Source organism: Pedobacter gandavensis (genome assembly GCF_032678465.1).
GTDB classification, from domain to species: Bacteria; Bacteroidota; Bacteroidia; order Sphingobacteriales; family Sphingobacteriaceae; genus Pedobacter; species Pedobacter gandavensis_B.
Map to the genome: position 1 here is coordinate 444,060 of NZ_JAVTSK010000001.1, position 17,518 is coordinate 461,577.

Below are 17,518 nucleotides of genomic sequence, written 5' to 3' on the forward strand. Positions count from 1 at the left end.
TGCTTGGAGCGTTTAACAACAGGAAGAGCGGAGCGATGATAAAGAATATCTTTAACAATGAGTGATAAAGTTAAGGTAACCATAGACGGAATAACCGTAGAAGTAGCACCAGGGACAACCATCCTTAATGCTGCGCGCCAAATCGGTGGGGATATTGTTCCTCCGGCGATGTGTTATTATTCAAAATTAGAAGGTAGCGGTGGTAAATGTAGAACCTGTATTGTAAAGGTGAGCAAAGGTTCTGAAAAAGATCCGCGTCCAATGCCGAAATTAGTAGCTTCATGTCGTACCACCGTAATGGATGGTATGGAAGTATTGAACATTACTTCTCCAGAAGTGATCGAAGCAAGAAGTGGTGTAGTGGAAATGTTGTTGATCAACCATCCATTGGATTGTCCGGTTTGCGATCAGGCAGGCGAATGTGACCTTCAAAACTTAGGTTATGAACATGGTTTGCAGAAAACAAGATATGAGTTTGAAAGAAGAACTTTTGAACGCATTGATATAGGTGATAAAATTCAGTTACACATGAACAGATGTATCTTGTGTTACCGTTGTGTATTCACTGCCGACCAGATTACTAATAAACGTGTTCATGGTATATTAAATCGTGGAGATCATTCAGAAATCTCTACTTATATCCAAACAGCGATCGACAATGATTTCTCTGGAAATGTGATCGATGTTTGTCCGGTGGGTGCATTAACAGATAAAACGTTCAGGTTCAAAAATAGGGTTTGGTTTACTAAACCTATCGATGCGCATAGAGATTGCCCTACTTGTAGCGGTAAAGTAACACTTTGGTATAAAGGTGCTGATGTTTTGCGTGTAACTGCACGTAAAGATATCTACGGTGAAGTAGAAGAGTTTATCTGTAATACTTGTCGCTTCGATAAAAAGAAGACTGCAGACTGGACGCTTGAGCATCCTACACCAATTCCAGATACCTCTGTAATTTCATCTAACCATTATGAGACTTTAATACCTTTGCCGGTAATTCAGGTAGATGAGAGATTACAGGAAGCAAATAGGATTGAACTAGAAAAAACCACTAAATTCTAATGGATATAGCTTTTGTAATAGAGAAATTTGTACTGGTAGCGATTATATTCGGTATAAGTTTATTAATAGCCATGTATTCCACTTATGCAGAGAGAAAAGTTGCTGCATTCTTGCAGGATAGGTTAGGACCAGATAGAGCGGGTCCCTTTGGAATTCTTCAGCCATTAGCTGATGGGGTGAAAATGTTCATGAAAGAGGAAATCATTCCTACAAACTCCAGTAAATGGTTGTTTATGGTAGGACCTGGTTTAGCGATGTTAACAGCTTGTATCGGTACCGCAGTAATTCCATGGGGAAGTCCAATAACTGTTGGAGACCGTGTGATTCCCTTACAGGTTACGGATATCAACGTAGGTATTTTATATATTTTCGGCGTAGTTTCTCTGGGTGTATATGGTGTCATGATTGGTGGATGGGCATCCAACAATAAATACTCCTTGTTAAGTGCAATTCGCGCAGCTTCACAAAACATTAGTTATGAAATTGCCATGGGCTTATCTATAATTGCACTTTTATTGGTGACCAACTCTATGAGTATGGGAGAGATTGTAGCTAACCAACACGGATGGCGTTGGAATGTAATTTATCAACCAGTTGGTTTCTTATTGTTTATGGTATGCTCTTTTGCAGAGACGAACAGAGCACCTTTCGATTTACCGGAATGTGAAACTGAGCTGATCGGTGGTTACCATACAGAATATTCGTCTATGAAACTGGGCTTTTACCTCTTCGCAGAGTATATTAATATGTTTGTTTCTGCAGCAGTGATGGCAAGTTTATATTTCGGTGGTTATAACTACCCTGGGATGGACTGGGTTTTGGTACAAACCGGACCAGTGATAGCTCCGCTAATTGGAACAGCTGTTTTCTTCCTTAAAATCTTTGCTTTCATCTTCTTCTTCATGTGGGTACGATGGACAATCCCTCGTTTCCGTTATGATCAGCTGATGCACCTGGGTTGGAAGGTATTAATTCCTTTAGCCATTGCAAACATCATTATCACAAGTATTGTGATTGCTATAATTGAAAAGTTTTAACTGTCCGCGTTTAGCGGTATAATTAGGAGGTTTAATGGAACCATTAACCAGTAAAAAGAAAGTATTAGAAAAAAAACCTTTAACACTTGCAGAGCGCATGTATTTGCCTGCAATTACTAAAGGCTTAGCTATTACCATCAGCCACTTCTTTAAGAAAGAAGCGACCATCAGATATCCAGAAGAGCAGCGAGAATTTTCTACGAACTTCAGAGGAATGCATTCCTTGAAAAGGGATGAAGAAGGTAGAGAGCGTTGTACGGCCTGTGGCCTTTGTGCTTTATCATGTCCAGCTGAAGCCATCACTATGATTGCCTCAGAGCGCAAACCAGAAGAGAAAGATCTTTACCGTGAGGAGAAATATGCCTCAGTATATGAAATCAACATGTTACGTTGTATTTTCTGCGGATTGTGTGAAGAAGCATGTCCAAAAGAAGCCATTTACTTAGACGGTCCGATTGTCCCTGCAGATTACCTTCGTAAAGATTTTATTTATGGTAAGGATAAATTGGTAGAGGCACCATTAGAAAAGAAATAATTAGCATACGTAACCTTTGGGTTATTAATATAAACAGTTTAAACATATAATAAATGGGTACATCGGTATTCTATTTTGTAGCAGCATTAAGCGTCATTTTTTCACTGATGGTCATCTTTTCAAAGAACCCAGTGCACAGTGTGCTTTACTTAATCGTTACTTTCTTTACATTAACGGTTCATTACATTCTACTGAACGCACAGTTTCTGGCAGTCGTGAATTTTATCGTTTACATGGGCGCCATTATGGTCCTCTTTCTATTCGTATTGATGTTGCTCAACCTTAACAAGGACAATGAGCCATTAAAATCGACTTTGGTTAAGGTCGTGGGGGTGATTGCGGGATGTTGCCTGGTAGTAACCATCATTGGTTCTTTAAAAGCAACGGCGGTTTCTAATCCGGTATTGTTGAAAAACCCTAATTTGGGATTGGTGAAGAATTTAGGTAAGGAGTTGTTTGGTCCTTATATGTTGCCTTTTGAGCTGTCCTCTATTTTATTGCTTACTGCGATGGTAGGTGCAGTATTATTAACTAAAAAAGAAAAAGTATAGTATTGAGTTTGCATCATTTGATGTAAAGCTCATTACCATAGATAATTATAAACGGAATGGAAAACATAACTCAGGGATTGCAGGGAGTACCACTTAACCATTATATCTGGCTAAGTGCGATCATTTTCACGATTGGTGTAATTGGGGTATTGACCCGTAGAAACGCCATTGTCATTTTTATGTCGGTAGAATTAATGCTGAATGCAGTAAATTTATTGCTGACCGCATTTTCGGTACATAACAATGATCCGTCAGGACAGGTATTCGTATTTTTCATTATGGTTCTTGCCGCTGCTGAAGTTGCAGTAGGACTAAGTATTATTGTAATGGTGTACAGAAATACACAATCTATAGATATAAATGTGTTGAATCGCCTTAAGTGGTAATTAATAAGAATAAAGTAATAACATGATAAATTTAGTTTGGCTGGTTCCCTTAATTCCTCTTTTAGGCTTTGTTATCAACGGCCTGGGAAGAAATACGCTTTCTAAAAACCTAATCGGTTTTATCGGAAGCAGCGTGATATTCATTTCCTTTGCCATCAGTGTAGGTATCTTCTTCGAATTGGGTGCAGGTGCGAATAAATCGCACGAGATCTTTTTGTTCGATTGGATCAGTGCTGGTAAGCTGAACATTCCACTTTCCTTCCTTGTAGATCCATTGAGTTCTATTATGCTATTGATCATTACAGGTGTAGGTTTCTTAATCCATATTTATTCCATCGGTTATATGCATGCTGATGAGGCTTTTGGGAAGTTTTTTAGCTACCTGAACCTATTTATCTTCTTCATGTTGCTGTTGGTATTGGGTTCTAATTATATCGTGATGTTTATCGGATGGGAAGGAGTAGGTCTTTGTTCTTATCTGTTGATCGGATTCTGGTATACGAATAGTAGTTATGCTTCAGCGGCGAAGAAAGCCTTTATCATGAACCGTATCGGGGACCTTGGTTTCTTATTAGGTGTGTTCTTTATTTTTACAACCTTTGGTACGGTAGAGTTCGCAAAAATCTTTCCTCAGGCAGCAAACATGCTTCCAGGAAATGGTAGCATAGCTTTAATTGCCTTATTGCTGTTTATCGGTGCCTGTGGTAAATCTGCCCAATTGCCTTTATTTACCTGGTTACCGGATGCGATGGCTGGTCCGACTCCGGTTTCTGCATTAATCCATGCGGCTACAATGGTAACTGCTGGTGTATATATGATTGCAAGATCAAATGTACTCTTTGACCTGGCGCCAATGATTCAACATGTGATTGCTATTGTTGGTTTAGCAACGGCAGTATTAGGTGCAATTATTGCCTTGACACAAACTGATATTAAAAAGGTACTGGCTTATTCTACAGTATCTCAGTTGGGATATATGTTCCTTGGTTTAGGAGTTGGTGCTTACAATGGTGCTTTCTTTCACGTGATCACACACGCTTTCTTTAAAGCATTACTGTTCCTATGTGCGGGTTCTGTAATTCACGCTCTACACCATGAACAAGACATGAGACATATGGGGGGCTTACGTAAGAAATTACCAGTTACCTTTATGACCATGCTAATCGGTACCATCGCAATTGCTGGTTTACCACCTTTCTCAGGTTTCTTTTCGAAGGATGAGATTTTGGCGCATGTGTATGCACATGATAAAACCATGTGGGCAATTGGCGTATTTACCGCTTTCCTTACGGCTTTCTATATGTTCAGGATGTTGTTCCTTACTTTCTCTGGAAAGTATCGTGGAACGCATCATGCCGAAGAGAAAATTCATGAGTCTCCAAAATCAATGACCATTCCTTTGATCGTATTGGCAGTTTTATCTGCTATTGGTGGAATGATTGGAGTTCCCGAAGCATTGGGAGGAAGTCACTGGTTATCTCATTGGTTGGCTCCGGTTATTAAACACACAGGCGAAGCTCCTGACCATGCAACAGAATATATGTTGATGGCAGTTTCGGTCATTGGTGTATTGATTGCAATAGGTTTTGCTTATGCTAAATATGTAAAACAAAATCATATCCCGCTGCCTGACGAAGGCAAAAGATCTGCTTTGGCTAATTTGTCTTACCAAAAATTCTATATTGATGAAATTTATGATTTCTTAATCAGAAGGCCTTTGGATGCACTTTCCAATTTCTTCTATAAAATTATTGACAATAAAATTGTTGATGGTATAGTAAACGGTTTAGGTTGGGGTACTTCAGAAACCAGTAAAGGTTTACGCCTGCTGCAGTCAGGAAACGTTGGTTTCTATCTGTTAATGATGGTTGTAGGCATCATATCATTGTTATTGTATACTTATTTATCTCTGTAAAAGATCGTTCAAGAAAACATAATGGAACAACTTTTAATACTTCTTATCTTTCTACCATTGGTTGGCGCCGTGGTTACTGCATTCATAGGTAATGCGGCGAAACATGTGGCCCTGGGCTCAGCAATCCTTTCCTTAGGGTTGACTCTAATCACGGTATGTAATTTTACACCCGATGCCAGCACGCAATTTGCGGTAAACTATCCCTGGATTCAGGATTTAGGCATTAATTTTCATATTGGAATTGATGGCATTAGCATGATCACTGTATTATTGACCAATGTATTGGTTCCGATCATTATTTTGTCCGCTTATCAGCATGAATATAAGAAGGCCAGCGCTTTCTTTGCATTGATCTTGTTTATGCAGTTCGGTTTACTATTGGTGTTTACAGCTTTAGATGCTTTCTTATTCTATATCGGTTGGGAATCTGCCCTGATTCCAATTTACTTTATCTGCGCGATATGGGGTGGGAAAGATAAAATCAGAGTAAACATGAAGTTTTTCGTGTATACCATTGCAGGATCTTTATTCATGTTGATGGGTATCATTTATCTATATCTACAAAATCCTGCTCATAATTTTGAGATTCAGGCTTTCTATAATCTAAATCTTGATGCAGTACAACAAGGATGGATTTTCTGGGCCTTCTTTATTGCGTTTGCGATTAAAATGCCAATTTTCCCATTCCACACCTGGCAGCCAGATACCTATACAGTAGCTCCAACTCCTGGTAGCATGTTATTATCTGGAATTATGTTAAAAATGGGTATATACGGGTTGATTAGGTGGTTGCTACCTATTGCACCTGCAGGTATTCAGGACTGGGGCCATTTAGCGATGATTCTTTCCATTATAGGCGTAGTTTATGCTTCTCTGATTGCGTTTACACAAAAGGATGCGAAAAGGATGGTTGCTTATTCTTCTATAGCACACGTTGGATTAATTTCTGCCGGTATTTTTGCTTTAAATACACAGGGTATGCAAGGTGCAATGGTGCAGATGTTAAGCCATGGTATAAACGTAGTTGGGTTATTTTTTGTACTGGATATCATTGCCAGCCGGATGAAAACTAATAAAATTGCCGAACTGGGTGGGATTGCTAAAAAGGCACCTCAGTTGGCTATCGCATTTCTAATCATTGTATTGGGTACAGTTGCACTTCCTGGTACAAATGGTTTTATAGGAGAGTTTCTACTGCTGATCGGTATTTACCAGTATCAGGTATGGGCTGGCGTTTTCGCTGGATTGTCTATCATCTTTGGTGCGGTATATATGTTTAGAATGTATCAGAATGTGATGTTAGGAAAAACCAATGACCTCACCATCGGCTTTACAGATATCAAAGGATCTGAGAAAGTCGTATTGTATGTCATTTGTGCCATGATCCTTGCTTTAGGAGTTTATCCTAAACCAATTCTTCACTTATCTGAAGCTTCGGTACAACAATTAATAGAACAGGTAACACAAAAATTAACATCGGTAAACTAAGCAAATGAATATCATCATAACAATTACTGTTACAGCTTTAGTGGTGCTTTATGCAGGTTTGTTTAAAGCTAAAAAAGCGTTATTACCCCTTTCCTTAATTGGTTTGCTTACTTCGCTGGCTTTTGTAGTGACTTCCTGGAACACAAACCAGACTTATTATGGAATGATGCAAATGGATAATTTTGCATTAGCCTTCGCTGGCCTAACTATTTTAGGAACTATTTTCATTTTCCTGCTGACGCAGAATTACTTTGCAGCTAATAGTGAAAACATCGCAGAGTACTTTACACTGATGCTCTTTGCCCTAACGGGAATTGTGATCATGCTTTCTTATAAAAACATGTCGATGTTATTTATCGGTGTGGAAATTATGTCTGTGGCCCTTTATATTCTGGCGGGGATCAGGAAAAATAATTTCGCATCCAATGAGGCGTCTTTAAAATACTTCCTGATGGGAGCTTTCTCTACGGGCTTCCTTTTATTCGGTATTACCCTGATCTATGGTGCTACGGCTTCTTTTGATCTGGATACGATCAATAAATACCTGGTAGAAAACCCTCAATCAGTTTCTCCATTATTTTATACCGGAGTGATCCTGTTATTGGTAGGAATGAGTTTTAAGATTGGTGCTGCTCCTTTTCATTTCTGGACCCCAGATGTGTACGAAGGTGCACCAACATGGGTGACAACTTTCATGTCTACTGTCGTGAAAACAGCAGGTTTCGCAGCGATTCTACGTTTATTTGCAGATACATTTGCGCCACTACATGATTTCTGGCTGACTCCATTAATGGTAATCGTATGCCTGACCTTATTTATTGGTAACGTTACTGCTTTATTTCAGAAGAACTTCAAAAGAATGCTGGCTTATTCCAGTATTTCTCATGCTGGCTATTTATTATTCTCTTTAGTATCTCTTACTGCTAGTTCTATGAACAATGTATTGGTTTATGCTGCTGCTTATACTTTTGCGAGTATTATTGCTTTTGGTGTACTGATTCTTGTAAAACAGAAAACAGGAAATGACAACTTTGAAAATTTCAATGGTTTGGGAAAACGCAATCCTTTTGCGGCTTTCGCTTTGACTGTAGCTATGTTATCATTAGCAGGTATTCCTTTGACCGCTGGTTTCATGGGTAAATATCTGATGTTCCTAAATGTAATGCACGATTATCATTTCTATTTAGTTGCTTTCGCAATTTTGAATGCTTTGGTAGGGTTTTACTATTATTTCAAAGTAATTGTAGCAATGTATTTCAAAGAGGGCTCAGCGCTGCAATTGGAAACGCCTGTGCAGTATAAGGTTGTATTGGTATTGTCACTGATTATAACTGTTTTCCTTGGGATTTACCCCACTGTAATTTTAAATCTGATATAGTCATTTCTGTAGATAATTATATGTAGTTTTACGAATAATTGAACTATGCAAGATTTCTGGAACTCATTACAGCAATTCATTGATCCTGAAAAACTACTTAAAGAAGGTGGTTTTTATGTTGTAATGTTTGTGATCTTTGCCGAGACAGGTTTGTTTTTTGGTTTCTTTTTACCAGGAGACTACCTGTTGTTTCTTGCTGGAATGTTCGTCGCTACAGGCAAATTAGACGTCAACCTATACGTGTTGATTTTAGGACTAATTGTTGCCGCCGTTTCAGGCAATTTTACTGGTTATTGGTTTGGTCGAAAGACGGGCCCTGTCCTGTACGATAGAAAGGACTCTTTCTTCTTTAAAAAACGCTATTTGAAGGCTGCCGAAGATTATTATAATAAACAGGGAGCCTTTGCACTTATTATGGGGCGATTTGTTCCAATTGTAAGAACTTTTGCACCGATTTTTGCTGGGGTAGTCAAACTGGACTTTAAAAGATTTGCATTATATAACTTTGCAGGTGCAATTATTTGGATAGCTTCCTTAACTTTGCTAGGTTATTTTCTTGGCAAAAGATTTGAAAAAGAAATTAACGATTATTTATTATACATAATTATAGGTTTTATTGTCATCACCACCATTCCGCTGGTTTACACGTTTGTAAAGAAGAAAGTGGTGAAGGAAGACAATGACGATATATCAAACACTGAACATTAAAAATGATTAAAGACGAGCGTCATCCGTGGCATTTTGTTTCTCCAGGTGATAATTTACCTGAAACAGTAAATGCAATTATTGAAATTCCTAAAGGATCTAAAGCAAAATACGAAATCGATAAGGATTCCCATCTGATTAAATTAGATAGGGTACTTTTCTCTTCTGTAATGTATCCGGCAAATTATGGTTTTATCCCACAAACTTATTGTGACGATAATGATCCTCTGGATATCCTGGTACTTTGTTCTGTTGACGTTTATCCAATGTCAATTGTTGAAGCAAAAGTTATAGGTGTAATGCATATGGTGGATAATGGTGAACAAGACGATAAAATTATTGCAGTAGCAAAGAATGATATGTCTGTAAACTACATCAATGACTTATCAGAATTACCTCCTCATACCATGAAGGAGATTGTGAAATTCTTCCAGGATTATAAAGCTTTAGAAGAAAAGCAAGTTACGATTGAGCATCTTCTGGGCGTTCGATATGCACATAAAGTGATACAAGAAAGTATTCAGCTTTATGATGAAAAGTTTAGAAATCAAAAATCTTAATGGAAGGATTCAAGATATTTTTAACATTCTTCTTAGTCGCACTGAACGGATTTTTCGTTGCAGCAGAGTTTGCAATTGTAAAGGTTCGGGCATCACAAATTGAAATTAAAGCAAAATCAGGTAGCAGGGTAGCCAATATTGCAAAATATATTACCCAGCATCTGGACGGATACCTGGCTGCCACGCAGCTAGGTATTACTTTAGCCTCTCTGGGCTTAGGTTGGGTTGGTGAATCTGTGATGCACAGCCTTATCCACGACATGTTAATTGGCTTTAATTTTTCTGAAGTTTACATCACTTCCATCTCTACCGCAATTGCTTTCTTATTGATTACTGTAATGCATATTGTATTTGGTGAATTAGCACCTAAATCGGTGGCGATACAACGTCCTGTTGCGACTACACTGTTTATAGCAGTGCCTCTACAAGCATTTTATCTGATCTTCAGACCTTTCATTTGGGTGCTGAATGGTTTTGCAAATATGATCCTTAAAATCTTCGGAATTTCTACTGTAGGTGGCCATGAGTCAGTACATAGTACGGAAGAACTTCATTATTTGTTAGATCAGGGTAAAGAGAGTGGTGCTTTAGATACTAATGAGCATGAATTAATTAAAAATGTTTTTGACTTCAACGAAAGAGTTGTAAAAAATATTATGGTTCCCAGAACCAAAATATCAGGTATTGAATTGTCTACCCCTCCAGCAGTTGTGATTGACAAAATCATAGGTGATGGTTATTCCAGATTACCAGTGTATGATGGAATTATTGATAAGATCATTGGTATTATTCATGCCAAGGATATTTTACCATTACTGGCGTCTAAAAAGGATTGGGTTTTACAAGACATTATCAGAAAACCTTATTTCGTTCCTGAAACGAAAAAAATTAATGACCTGCTGAGTGAACTTCAGCAGAAACGGATTCAGATTGCGATTGTAATTGATGAATTTGGTGGTACCGCTGGTATGGTCACACTAGAGGATATCGTAGAAGAAATTGTTGGAGAGATCCAGGATGAGTACGATGAAGAAAAACCAACAGTTGAGAAAATCTCTGATACTGAATTCATCATTAATGCTTATGCTACTGTTTATGATGTGAATGAGCATCTACCTCATGATCTTCCGGAAGACGAGGATTTTGATACGGTAGGCGGATTGGTATCCCATGCTTTTGGTAAAATACCAGAGGTAGGTGATAGCGAAGAATGCTATGGATACTTATTCACTATACTAAAGAAAACTGAGCAAAATATTGAAACCATAAAGCTTGAACTGGTAATTGATAAAAGCGACATGGTGGATAACCACTAAACCTTTTAAACAATGCACGTTTTTTATACCCCCGATATTGATGCCAACGAGTATTCTTTGAATGAAGAAGAAAGTAAACACTGCTTAAAGGTCCTGAGATTGGGATTAGGTGATCTGGTGAATCTAATTGATGGAAGGGGAGGTTTTTACGAGGCGGAAATTATAGGGGAAGGAAAGAAAAATGTCCTACTTCGTGTGATTAAAGCAGAGCAGGAATATCAAAAGCGTAACCATCACCTACATATTGTGGTGGCACCTACAAAAAATATTGATCGTCTGGAGTGGTTCCTTGAAAAAGCAACAGAGATAGGAATTGATGAAATTACAACGATCATCTGTGAGCGCTCAGAACGAAAAATCATCAAGGAAGATCGACTAAACAAAGTGATCACATCGGCGGTAAAGCAGTCTTTACAGGCTTATCACCCAAAATTAAATCCACAAATTTCCTTTAGTGATTTTCTAAAAACAGAAAATAATTCTGTTAAAATGATTGCGCACTGTATTGATGGAGAACCTCGTTTGTATATCAGTCAGGTGGTTGAACCTCATCAAAACTATACTGTTTTGATCGGTCCTGAAGGGGATTTTAGTCCCAAAGAAATCGAACTCGCTTTGCAAAATGGCTTTAAACCCTTAACTTTAGGTAATACACGTCTAAGAACAGAGACTGCTGCATTAGCAGCCTGCTTTGAGGTGAATTATTTAAACAGATGAAATTAAAAGTAGGCTTAGTTGTCGGATTGATCTTTTTGTTGTGTGGCTTTAAGCCGCCAACGTATAAAATGGCTAAGCTGAAATATAATGGGGGGGGCGATTGGTATGCTAATAGAACTGCATTGCCGAACCTCATTGAATTTTGCAATAAAAATCTAAATACCAACTTTGCTCCTCAGGATGCCACTGTTGAAGTAGGAAGCCCAGAATTATTTAATTACCCTTTTGTTTACATGACCGGGCATGGTAATGTGGTTTTTAGTGATGCTGAAGTTCAGAATCTGCGAAAATACCTTAATGGTGGAGGCTTCCTCCATATTGATGATAACTATGGTTTGGATAAGTTTATCCGCAAAGAAATGAAAAAGGTTTTTCCTGAGCTTTCTTTTGTGCTACTTCCACCGGATCACACGCTTTATCAGCAAAAGTTTAAATTCCCTAATGGTTTACCTAAAATCCATGAACATGATGGAAAATCTCCTCAGGGATTAGCATTAATTCAAGAAGGAAGAATACTCTGTTATTACACATTTGAATGCGATCTGGGGAATGGTTGGGAAGATTTCGGTACATATCCAGAAGACACACAAGATAAGCGCTTGAGCGCGCTAAAAATGGGCGCTAATTTGGTTCAGTATGCATTAACACAATAAAGATGAAGGTAAAAGTAAATGAACAGTACAATTTTGAGGTAGCCGTTGCGGATCAATGCTTACTCCTCAACGGAAAACCATTGGATATTGATGCTAAGGAATTATCGGCGAACATCCAACATGTCATTTACCAGCATAAATCTTATACGGTAGAAATAGTGGAGCGTGAAGTGAGTGGTAAACAGTCTATTGTTAAGGTAAATGGTAACTTATATCAGGTAGAACTCGAAGATCAGTATGACGAATTGTTAAAACAATTGGGAATGGATACCAGTGCTGCAAGTAAGGTTCAGGAGCTTAAAGCACCTATGCCTGGTTTAGTCTTACAAGTTATGGTTGTTGAAGGCCAGGAAGTGAATAAAGGAGATAGCTTATTGGTCTTGGAAGCGATGAAAATGGAAAATATTATTAAATCACCTGCGGTAGGGATAATAAAACGCATCCTGGTAAAAAAAGGAGATAAGGTAGAAAAGAACGGCCTTTTGATTCAATTTGCCTAACATCGAACCTGATACTTTATTCATTATAATCTAAAAAAAAAGGGGAGCATTAATGTTCCCCTTTTTTTTTAGATTATAATGCTGACTAGCGTGATTTAAACGCCTTTCCAGCTTTATTTTTAAATTGTGGTTTACCTGAAGACCTAATCTCAGATGCACCTAACATAGTCATCGCACAACGGAAGCCGATATCGGCGGTAGACTCATCCTGTTGCAGGAATCTTCTCGTTGCCGGGTTTAACCATAATGCCTGATCATCCCATGATCCACCTTTATAAACTCTTGATTTATCGGTTACAAGTGTGATTTCACCGTACAATTCATTCGCTTTATCACGGTAACCCCTTTGATCTGCATAAGTATTTGTGGCAGTTTGTGTAGGGGCTGATGCTGCAGCTTGTTTTTCTGCCCAGGTTTGTTTTTTATAAGATTTGGCATCAGTCAGTACTGGCCTGTTATACTTATCAATCTCTATTTTTCCGCTGATTGGGTCAGCTACTTTTTTATCCTGGTAATAGTTACCTCTATAAGGATTAAATGCATCTGCAGCCTCGAATGTTTTTGCACGATAAACGTCAGCTACCCATTCGTTTACATTTCCAGCCATGTTGTATAAGCCAAAGTCGTTAGGCGTATAAGACCTTACAGCAACGGTTAAACCACCTTTATCATTTAATGATCCACCAACACCCATATAATCTCCTTTAGTTCTTTTAAAGTTGGCTAAGATTAGTCCTCGGGTACTTTTTTTAGCGGAACTCAATCCAAGACCATTCCATGGATAAATTTTATTGGCATTGATATTTTCATATTGAGTGTTGCCAATTAAGCCAAGCGCGGCATATTCCCATTCTGCTTCTGTGGGTAAACGGTATGGCTGTTTGATGATTCCATCTTCCAAGCGAACATTTCTGGTTGCACCTTTACTACCTGAATTTGCACCTCCGTTAGGATTGCCGGCATTGGATGGATTAAGGTCTTTCATTGCCTTTTTTCCTTTATCATCGTACTGACCGCTCAGGTAAATGTCAGTATTGAATGCTCCTTGTGTTTTGTTGGCAGTAGCAGCGGCATTTGCGGATTTAGCGTTTCCACCATTCAGATCTTTGAAACTGGTCATATAACCTTTTTCACGAAGCAGCAATTCATTCACGCGATCAGTTCTCCATGCACAATATCTGTCAGCTTGCTCCCAGGTAACGCCTACCACCGGATAGTCCTGATAAGCAGGATGTCTTAAATAATTGTCTACGTAAGGTTCATTGTAAGATAAAGGTCTACGCCATACCAAGGTATCAGGTAGTTCGTTATAATAATATTCGTGATCTGTAGGATAGTTGGTACGGATCCAGTTTAAGTATTCCAGCCAGTTTGTGTTTGAAACTTCGGTCTCATCCATATAGAAGGAAGATACAGTAGTTTCTCTTTTGTGGTTGTAATTGCTAAGTTCCTCTCCAGCAACATTAATGGCACTGCCACTCATCACAAAAACTCCACCTTCAATTTCTACTAATCCTGGACCTGGGCCTCGTTTAAATTTTTTATTTACTTCAAAGCCACCAAACTCGCGCTTGTTATACGCCATTCCTGTCTTCTCTGAAGTTCCTGATTTTGACTTACAGGAAGAGAGAGAAGCAACGATTGCAATTGATGCAATCGAATAATATAAGTATGATTTTTTCATATTGAGGGATCTCATAGTGCTTTAACTGTTAAAATTACATAAAAAAAGAGTTATTGAGCAACTAAAAATACGAGTTAAGTAAAAAATAATCTTTTGTAAAATATGTTTTGCGCATATCTGAGGCGGTTTTTTCAAAAATACCCCCTGCATGTCTTTCATTTTTCAGTTTGGAATGTATGGAGGAAGTACGGGCAAACGATCAGCATTTCAGTAGTGAATTATATCATTTGCAAATGATTGTTTAAAAATTCCAATCTGTAGGCCTTAAGGTTAGCTTAATTGTTTAATTTCGGAGGAATTGGCCTAAGATTAGAAAAAAGGCCTGATCTGGTTTGAAAAAGCGGTAATTACGTATAATATAATAGATATAGACATGAAGATTAAGGTAGGATTTGGATTTGATGTACACCAATTAAAGGATGGACATCCTTTTATCGTAGGAGGTGTAAATTTGGAACACCATAAGGGTGCTTTTGGTCATTCTGATGCGGATGTGTTGCTTCATGCCATTTGTGATGCCTTACTTGGTGCAGCAAACCTGCGTGATATTGGCTATCATTTTAAAAATACAGATCCTCGTTGGAAAGGAATAAGCAGCCTGATCTTATTGCAGGAGAGTGTGAAGCTAGTTAAAGAAAAGGGATTTGAAATTGGAAATATTGATGCGATGCTTTGTTTGGAAGCGCCAAAAATCAATCCCCATATTCCAGCCATGCAAGAACACATTGCAATAGCTATGGGTATGGATATAGAAGACATTTCAATTAAGGCAACCACTAATGAACAAATGGGCTTTATTGGGAGAGAAGAAGGTGTGGTGGCTTACGCAGTTTGTTTGATTCAAAAATTATAGGTGTTAAAAAAGCCGGTATTTCAGATACCGGCTCCTTATAGAAAGCATGTTATTCTTCGAGATAGCCAAATTTACCCTGGTTATAATCCGAAATGGCTTGCTGGATTTCTTCAGGTTTGTTCATTAAAAAAGGCCCATATTGTACGATCGGCTCATGGATCGGGGCGCCGCTTAATACAAGTACAATACTATTCTGAAGACCTTCTACAAGAATTTCCTCACCTTCATTCCTGAAATGAATCAGCTGGTCTGCTTTTGCGCTTTCCTTACCATTAACTTTTACTTCCCCTTCAATGATCATAAAGGCCGTATTGAAATCAGCTGGAAAGTTGAAAGTGGCCTTTCCGCCTTGGTTGAGGTGTAGATTGTATACCTGAATTGGTGTAAAAGTACTTGCAGTTCCTTTTGTGCCCTGGTATTGTCCTGCAATCACCTCAATCGTACCAGCAGCATTTGGCAATTGATGTTTTGCAATTTCTGCCTGACTAATCGCCTGATATTTCGGCTTGCTCATCTTGTCTTTTGCAGGTAAATTAACCCACAATTGTACCATTTGAAAAGCACCACCTTTTTTACTGAAGTTTTCTTCATGATATTCTTTATGTAGAATGCCACTTGCAGCAGTCATCCATTGGATATCGCCTGGGTAGATGACACCACTGTTTCCTGCGCTATCATGATGTGCAACCGCCCCATGGTAAGCGATGGTCACTGTCTCAAATCCACGATGTGGATGTACACCAACACCTCTAGGCTCATTGCGTGCAGAAAACTGGATTTTTGAATTGTAATCCAATAGGAAAAAAGGACTCATTTTAAGTTTATACCCATTTGGGAAAAAGTTATGAACCCTAAATCCATCTCCAACCATGTGAGGTGCCGGCGGATTCAAAACCGCCGATACCTGTTTTATATTTTCATTCATTACCTCTCCATTCTAAATTAAATGGACGTGTAGTTTTAAGCTTGTTTCACAAACTGTAATTCGCCTAATATTCTAACGTCCTCACTCACCATCACTCCGCCAGTTTCCAATGCTGCATTCCAGGTTAAACCAAAATCAGTTCGGTTGATTTTGCCACTAACTGTAAATCCTGCTTTAGTATTACCCCATGGATCAGTAGCAATACCACCAAATTCTACATTTAATTTGATCGGTTTGGTAGTACCTTTAATCGTTAAATCACCTTTTAACACATAATCACCACCATCCTTCTCAAAAGAACTGGAAGTGAAATTCATTGTTGCAAACTGTTCAGCATCAAAGAAATCACCGCTCTTTAAGTGGTTGTCTCTATCTGTATTTCCAGTATCAATTGAGTTGATGTCTGCTTCAAAAATAACCTTTGCATTTTCAAAATCTTCGGTATCAGAAGTTAAAGACCCTGATAAGGTATTCATGCTTCCGGTTACTGTAGTGATCATTAAGTGTTTTACTTTAAACTGTAATTCACTGTGAGTTGGATCTAATGTCCATTGAGTAGTTGCCATAATATTGTTGTTTTTAAATGTTCTTGATTTACAACACAAAATTACGGCCATAATGGCTGGCATACATTGATGTATGTTAAGAAAGTATTAAACTTTAAAATGCTTGTGTGCTAGATCTTTACGAACCCTGCTGAGCGACTCAGGTGTGATGCCTAAATAGGAGGCAATCATCCATTGTGGCACTCTTAAAGTAAGGTTTGGGTAAAGCTGAATAAAGTTAAGATATCGCTCTTCTGCCGTAGCGCTTAGTAGCATATTGATTCTCTTATGCATGAAACGAATGGAATTGTTCAGCATAGAATTGTTCAGATCATACATGCAAGGGACATGTTTTGCGGCCTCGTCAATAAAATTTCTGGGCATTACTACTGCTTGAGTAGGTTCAATCGCATCGATAAAAAACTCTGAGGCTTCATTAAACATCCCATTTCGATCAGAAAGCCACCATTGTTCCGGTGCAAACTGGATAATATGGGTTTTACCTTTGGCATCTATAGCGTAACTACGCAACAATCCGCTCAGTACAAAATAACCATGAGAAGAGACTTCACCTTTCATCAGAATCATTTCATTTTTCTCAAAACTCTTTACTTTAAGACGATCTGAAATTAAGTCGAATTGCTCATCTGTAATGGCAACCTTCTGCTGTAAATAGAGTTTGAACTGTTCGAACATATATGATATAGA

Annotated in this window: 19 protein-coding genes; 15 read left to right on the top strand and 4 right to left on the bottom strand. The window is 38.4% G+C overall.

Annotated features, from left to right (window positions below; genetic code table 11):
- Positions 1–57: 57 nt before the first annotated feature.
- From R2Q94_RS01845 to R2Q94_RS01910, 14 genes are read left to right on the top strand one after another with little or no spacing between them, the layout of a single operon-like run.
- The gene (locus R2Q94_RS01845; RefSeq protein ID WP_316819724.1) at positions 58–1,062 is read left to right on the top strand and encodes a 2Fe-2S iron-sulfur cluster-binding protein; all 1,005 of its coding nucleotides are present in this window, start codon (positions 58–60) and stop codon (positions 1,060–1,062) included.
- Positions 1,062–2,099 (top strand): NADH-quinone oxidoreductase subunit NuoH, encoded by a 1,038-nt coding sequence (gene nuoH, locus R2Q94_RS01850; RefSeq protein WP_316819725.1) that lies wholly within the window; start codon positions 1,062–1,064, stop codon positions 2,097–2,099. Before R2Q94_RS01845 ends, nuoH begins: the two co-directional genes overlap by 1 nt.
- 34 nt (positions 2,100–2,133) lie before the next feature.
- The gene (locus R2Q94_RS01855; protein WP_316819726.1) at positions 2,134–2,634 is read left to right on the top strand and encodes an NADH-quinone oxidoreductase subunit I; all 501 of its coding nucleotides are present in this window, start codon (positions 2,134–2,136) and stop codon (positions 2,632–2,634) included.
- Positions 2,635–2,687: 53 nt separating this feature from the next.
- Positions 2,688–3,185: an NADH-quinone oxidoreductase subunit J gene (locus tag R2Q94_RS01860; protein WP_316819727.1), complete on the top strand. Its 498-nt coding sequence runs from the start codon at positions 2,688–2,690 to the stop codon at positions 3,183–3,185.
- 56 nt (positions 3,186–3,241) lie between these two features.
- Complete coding sequence (nuoK, locus tag R2Q94_RS01865; protein ID WP_062546552.1) at positions 3,242–3,571, top strand: NADH-quinone oxidoreductase subunit NuoK; 330 nt, start codon at positions 3,242–3,244, stop codon at positions 3,569–3,571.
- Positions 3,572–3,593: 22 nt separating this feature from the next.
- A complete protein-coding gene (gene nuoL, locus R2Q94_RS01870; protein WP_316819728.1) occupies positions 3,594–5,486 on the top strand; it encodes an NADH-quinone oxidoreductase subunit L in 1,893 nt (630 codons plus the stop codon).
- A 21-nt stretch (positions 5,487–5,507) separates the two neighbouring features.
- Complete coding sequence (locus R2Q94_RS01875) at positions 5,508–6,974, top strand: NADH-quinone oxidoreductase subunit M (RefSeq protein ID WP_316819730.1); 1,467 nt, start codon at positions 5,508–5,510, stop codon at positions 6,972–6,974.
- 4 nt (positions 6,975–6,978) lie between these two features.
- Positions 6,979–8,352 carry an NADH-quinone oxidoreductase subunit N gene (locus R2Q94_RS01880; protein WP_316819731.1) on the top strand — a complete coding sequence of 458 codons (1,374 nt, stop codon included), beginning with the start codon at positions 6,979–6,981 and terminating at the stop codon, positions 8,350–8,352.
- Positions 8,353–8,397: 45 nt separating this feature from the next.
- Entirely contained in the window at positions 8,398–9,060 is a 663-nt protein-coding gene (locus R2Q94_RS01885) for a DedA family protein (RefSeq protein WP_316819732.1), read from the top strand.
- Positions 9,061–9,062: 2 nt separating this feature from the next.
- On the top strand, positions 9,063–9,617 hold the full coding sequence (locus tag R2Q94_RS01890) for an inorganic diphosphatase (RefSeq protein WP_316819733.1): 555 nt from the start codon (positions 9,063–9,065) through the stop codon (positions 9,615–9,617).
- Positions 9,617–10,933: a hemolysin family protein gene (locus R2Q94_RS01895; protein WP_316819734.1), complete on the top strand. Its 1,317-nt coding sequence runs from the start codon at positions 9,617–9,619 to the stop codon at positions 10,931–10,933. The genes R2Q94_RS01890 and R2Q94_RS01895 overlap by 1 nt, the downstream gene beginning before the upstream one ends.
- Before the next feature lie 12 nt (positions 10,934–10,945).
- Positions 10,946–11,650, top strand: a complete 705-nt coding sequence (locus tag R2Q94_RS01900) for a 16S rRNA (uracil(1498)-N(3))-methyltransferase (protein ID WP_316819735.1) — start codon at positions 10,946–10,948, stop codon at positions 11,648–11,650.
- Complete coding sequence (locus R2Q94_RS01905; protein WP_316819736.1) at positions 11,647–12,303, top strand: DUF4159 domain-containing protein; 657 nt, start codon at positions 11,647–11,649, stop codon at positions 12,301–12,303. The genes R2Q94_RS01900 and R2Q94_RS01905 overlap by 4 nt, the downstream gene beginning before the upstream one ends.
- A gap of 2 nt (positions 12,304–12,305) precedes the next feature.
- Positions 12,306–12,803: a biotin/lipoyl-containing protein gene (locus R2Q94_RS01910; protein ID WP_316819737.1), complete on the top strand. Its 498-nt coding sequence runs from the start codon at positions 12,306–12,308 to the stop codon at positions 12,801–12,803.
- A gap of 85 nt (positions 12,804–12,888) precedes the next feature.
- Here R2Q94_RS01910 and R2Q94_RS01915 read toward each other — a convergent pair whose 3' ends face one another.
- Positions 12,889–14,487, bottom strand: a complete 1,599-nt coding sequence (locus tag R2Q94_RS01915) for an SUMF1/EgtB/PvdO family nonheme iron enzyme (RefSeq protein ID WP_316819738.1) — start codon at positions 14,485–14,487, stop codon at positions 12,889–12,891.
- A gap of 373 nt (positions 14,488–14,860) precedes the next feature.
- On the opposite strand from R2Q94_RS01915, the gene ispF reads away from it, so the two are divergent.
- Positions 14,861–15,340 carry a 2-C-methyl-D-erythritol 2,4-cyclodiphosphate synthase gene (ispF, locus tag R2Q94_RS01920; protein ID WP_316819739.1) on the top strand — a complete coding sequence of 160 codons (480 nt, stop codon included), beginning with the start codon at positions 14,861–14,863 and terminating at the stop codon, positions 15,338–15,340.
- A 49-nt stretch (positions 15,341–15,389) separates the two neighbouring features.
- Here ispF and R2Q94_RS01925 read toward each other — a convergent pair whose 3' ends face one another.
- The 3 genes from R2Q94_RS01925 to R2Q94_RS01935 form a co-directional block, all read right to left on the bottom strand.
- Positions 15,390–16,265, bottom strand: coding sequence for a pirin family protein (locus R2Q94_RS01925; protein ID WP_316819740.1), 876 nt, complete (start codon positions 16,263–16,265; stop codon positions 15,390–15,392).
- 35 nt (positions 16,266–16,300) lie between these two features.
- A complete protein-coding gene (locus R2Q94_RS01930; RefSeq protein ID WP_316819741.1) occupies positions 16,301–16,831 on the bottom strand; it encodes a YceI family protein in 531 nt (176 codons plus the stop codon).
- Positions 16,832–16,918: 87 nt separating this feature from the next.
- On the bottom strand, positions 16,919–17,506 hold the full coding sequence (locus tag R2Q94_RS01935; protein WP_316819742.1) for a Crp/Fnr family transcriptional regulator: 588 nt from the start codon (positions 17,504–17,506) through the stop codon (positions 16,919–16,921).
- Positions 17,507–17,518: the final 12 nt, after the last annotated feature.

Excerpts from the sequence above, each read along its gene's own strand:
- R2Q94_RS01845 (WP_316819724.1), top strand. The coding sequence starts at position 58 with ATGAGTGATAAAGTTAAGGTAACCATAGACGGAATAACCGTAGAAGTA.
- nuoH (WP_316819725.1), top strand. The coding sequence starts at position 1,062 with ATGGATATAGCTTTTGTAATAGAGAAATTTGTACTGGTAGCGATTATA.
- R2Q94_RS01855 (WP_316819726.1), top strand. The coding sequence starts at position 2,134 with ATGGAACCATTAACCAGTAAAAAGAAAGTATTAGAAAAAAAACCTTTA.
- R2Q94_RS01860 (WP_316819727.1), top strand. The coding sequence starts at position 2,688 with ATGGGTACATCGGTATTCTATTTTGTAGCAGCATTAAGCGTCATTTTT.
- nuoK (WP_062546552.1), top strand. The coding sequence starts at position 3,242 with ATGGAAAACATAACTCAGGGATTGCAGGGAGTACCACTTAACCATTAT.
- nuoL (WP_316819728.1), top strand. The coding sequence starts at position 3,594 with ATGATAAATTTAGTTTGGCTGGTTCCCTTAATTCCTCTTTTAGGCTTT.
- R2Q94_RS01875 (WP_316819730.1), top strand. The coding sequence starts at position 5,508 with ATGGAACAACTTTTAATACTTCTTATCTTTCTACCATTGGTTGGCGCC.
- R2Q94_RS01880 (WP_316819731.1), top strand. The coding sequence starts at position 6,979 with ATGAATATCATCATAACAATTACTGTTACAGCTTTAGTGGTGCTTTAT.
- R2Q94_RS01885 (WP_316819732.1), top strand. The coding sequence starts at position 8,398 with ATGCAAGATTTCTGGAACTCATTACAGCAATTCATTGATCCTGAAAAA.
- R2Q94_RS01890 (WP_316819733.1), top strand. The coding sequence starts at position 9,063 with ATGATTAAAGACGAGCGTCATCCGTGGCATTTTGTTTCTCCAGGTGAT.
- R2Q94_RS01895 (WP_316819734.1), top strand. The coding sequence starts at position 9,617 with ATGGAAGGATTCAAGATATTTTTAACATTCTTCTTAGTCGCACTGAAC.
- R2Q94_RS01900 (WP_316819735.1), top strand. The coding sequence starts at position 10,946 with ATGCACGTTTTTTATACCCCCGATATTGATGCCAACGAGTATTCTTTG.
- R2Q94_RS01905 (WP_316819736.1), top strand. The coding sequence starts at position 11,647 with ATGAAATTAAAAGTAGGCTTAGTTGTCGGATTGATCTTTTTGTTGTGT.
- R2Q94_RS01910 (WP_316819737.1), top strand. The coding sequence starts at position 12,306 with ATGAAGGTAAAAGTAAATGAACAGTACAATTTTGAGGTAGCCGTTGCG.
- R2Q94_RS01915 (WP_316819738.1), bottom strand. The coding sequence starts at position 14,487 with ATGAAAAAATCATACTTATATTATTCGATTGCATCAATTGCAATCGTT.
- ispF (WP_316819739.1), top strand. The coding sequence starts at position 14,861 with ATGAAGATTAAGGTAGGATTTGGATTTGATGTACACCAATTAAAGGAT.
- R2Q94_RS01925 (WP_316819740.1), bottom strand. The coding sequence starts at position 16,265 with ATGAATGAAAATATAAAACAGGTATCGGCGGTTTTGAATCCGCCGGCA.
- R2Q94_RS01930 (WP_316819741.1), bottom strand. The coding sequence starts at position 16,831 with ATGGCAACTACTCAATGGACATTAGATCCAACTCACAGTGAATTACAG.
- R2Q94_RS01935 (WP_316819742.1), bottom strand. The coding sequence starts at position 17,506 with ATGTTCGAACAGTTCAAACTCTATTTACAGCAGAAGGTTGCCATTACA.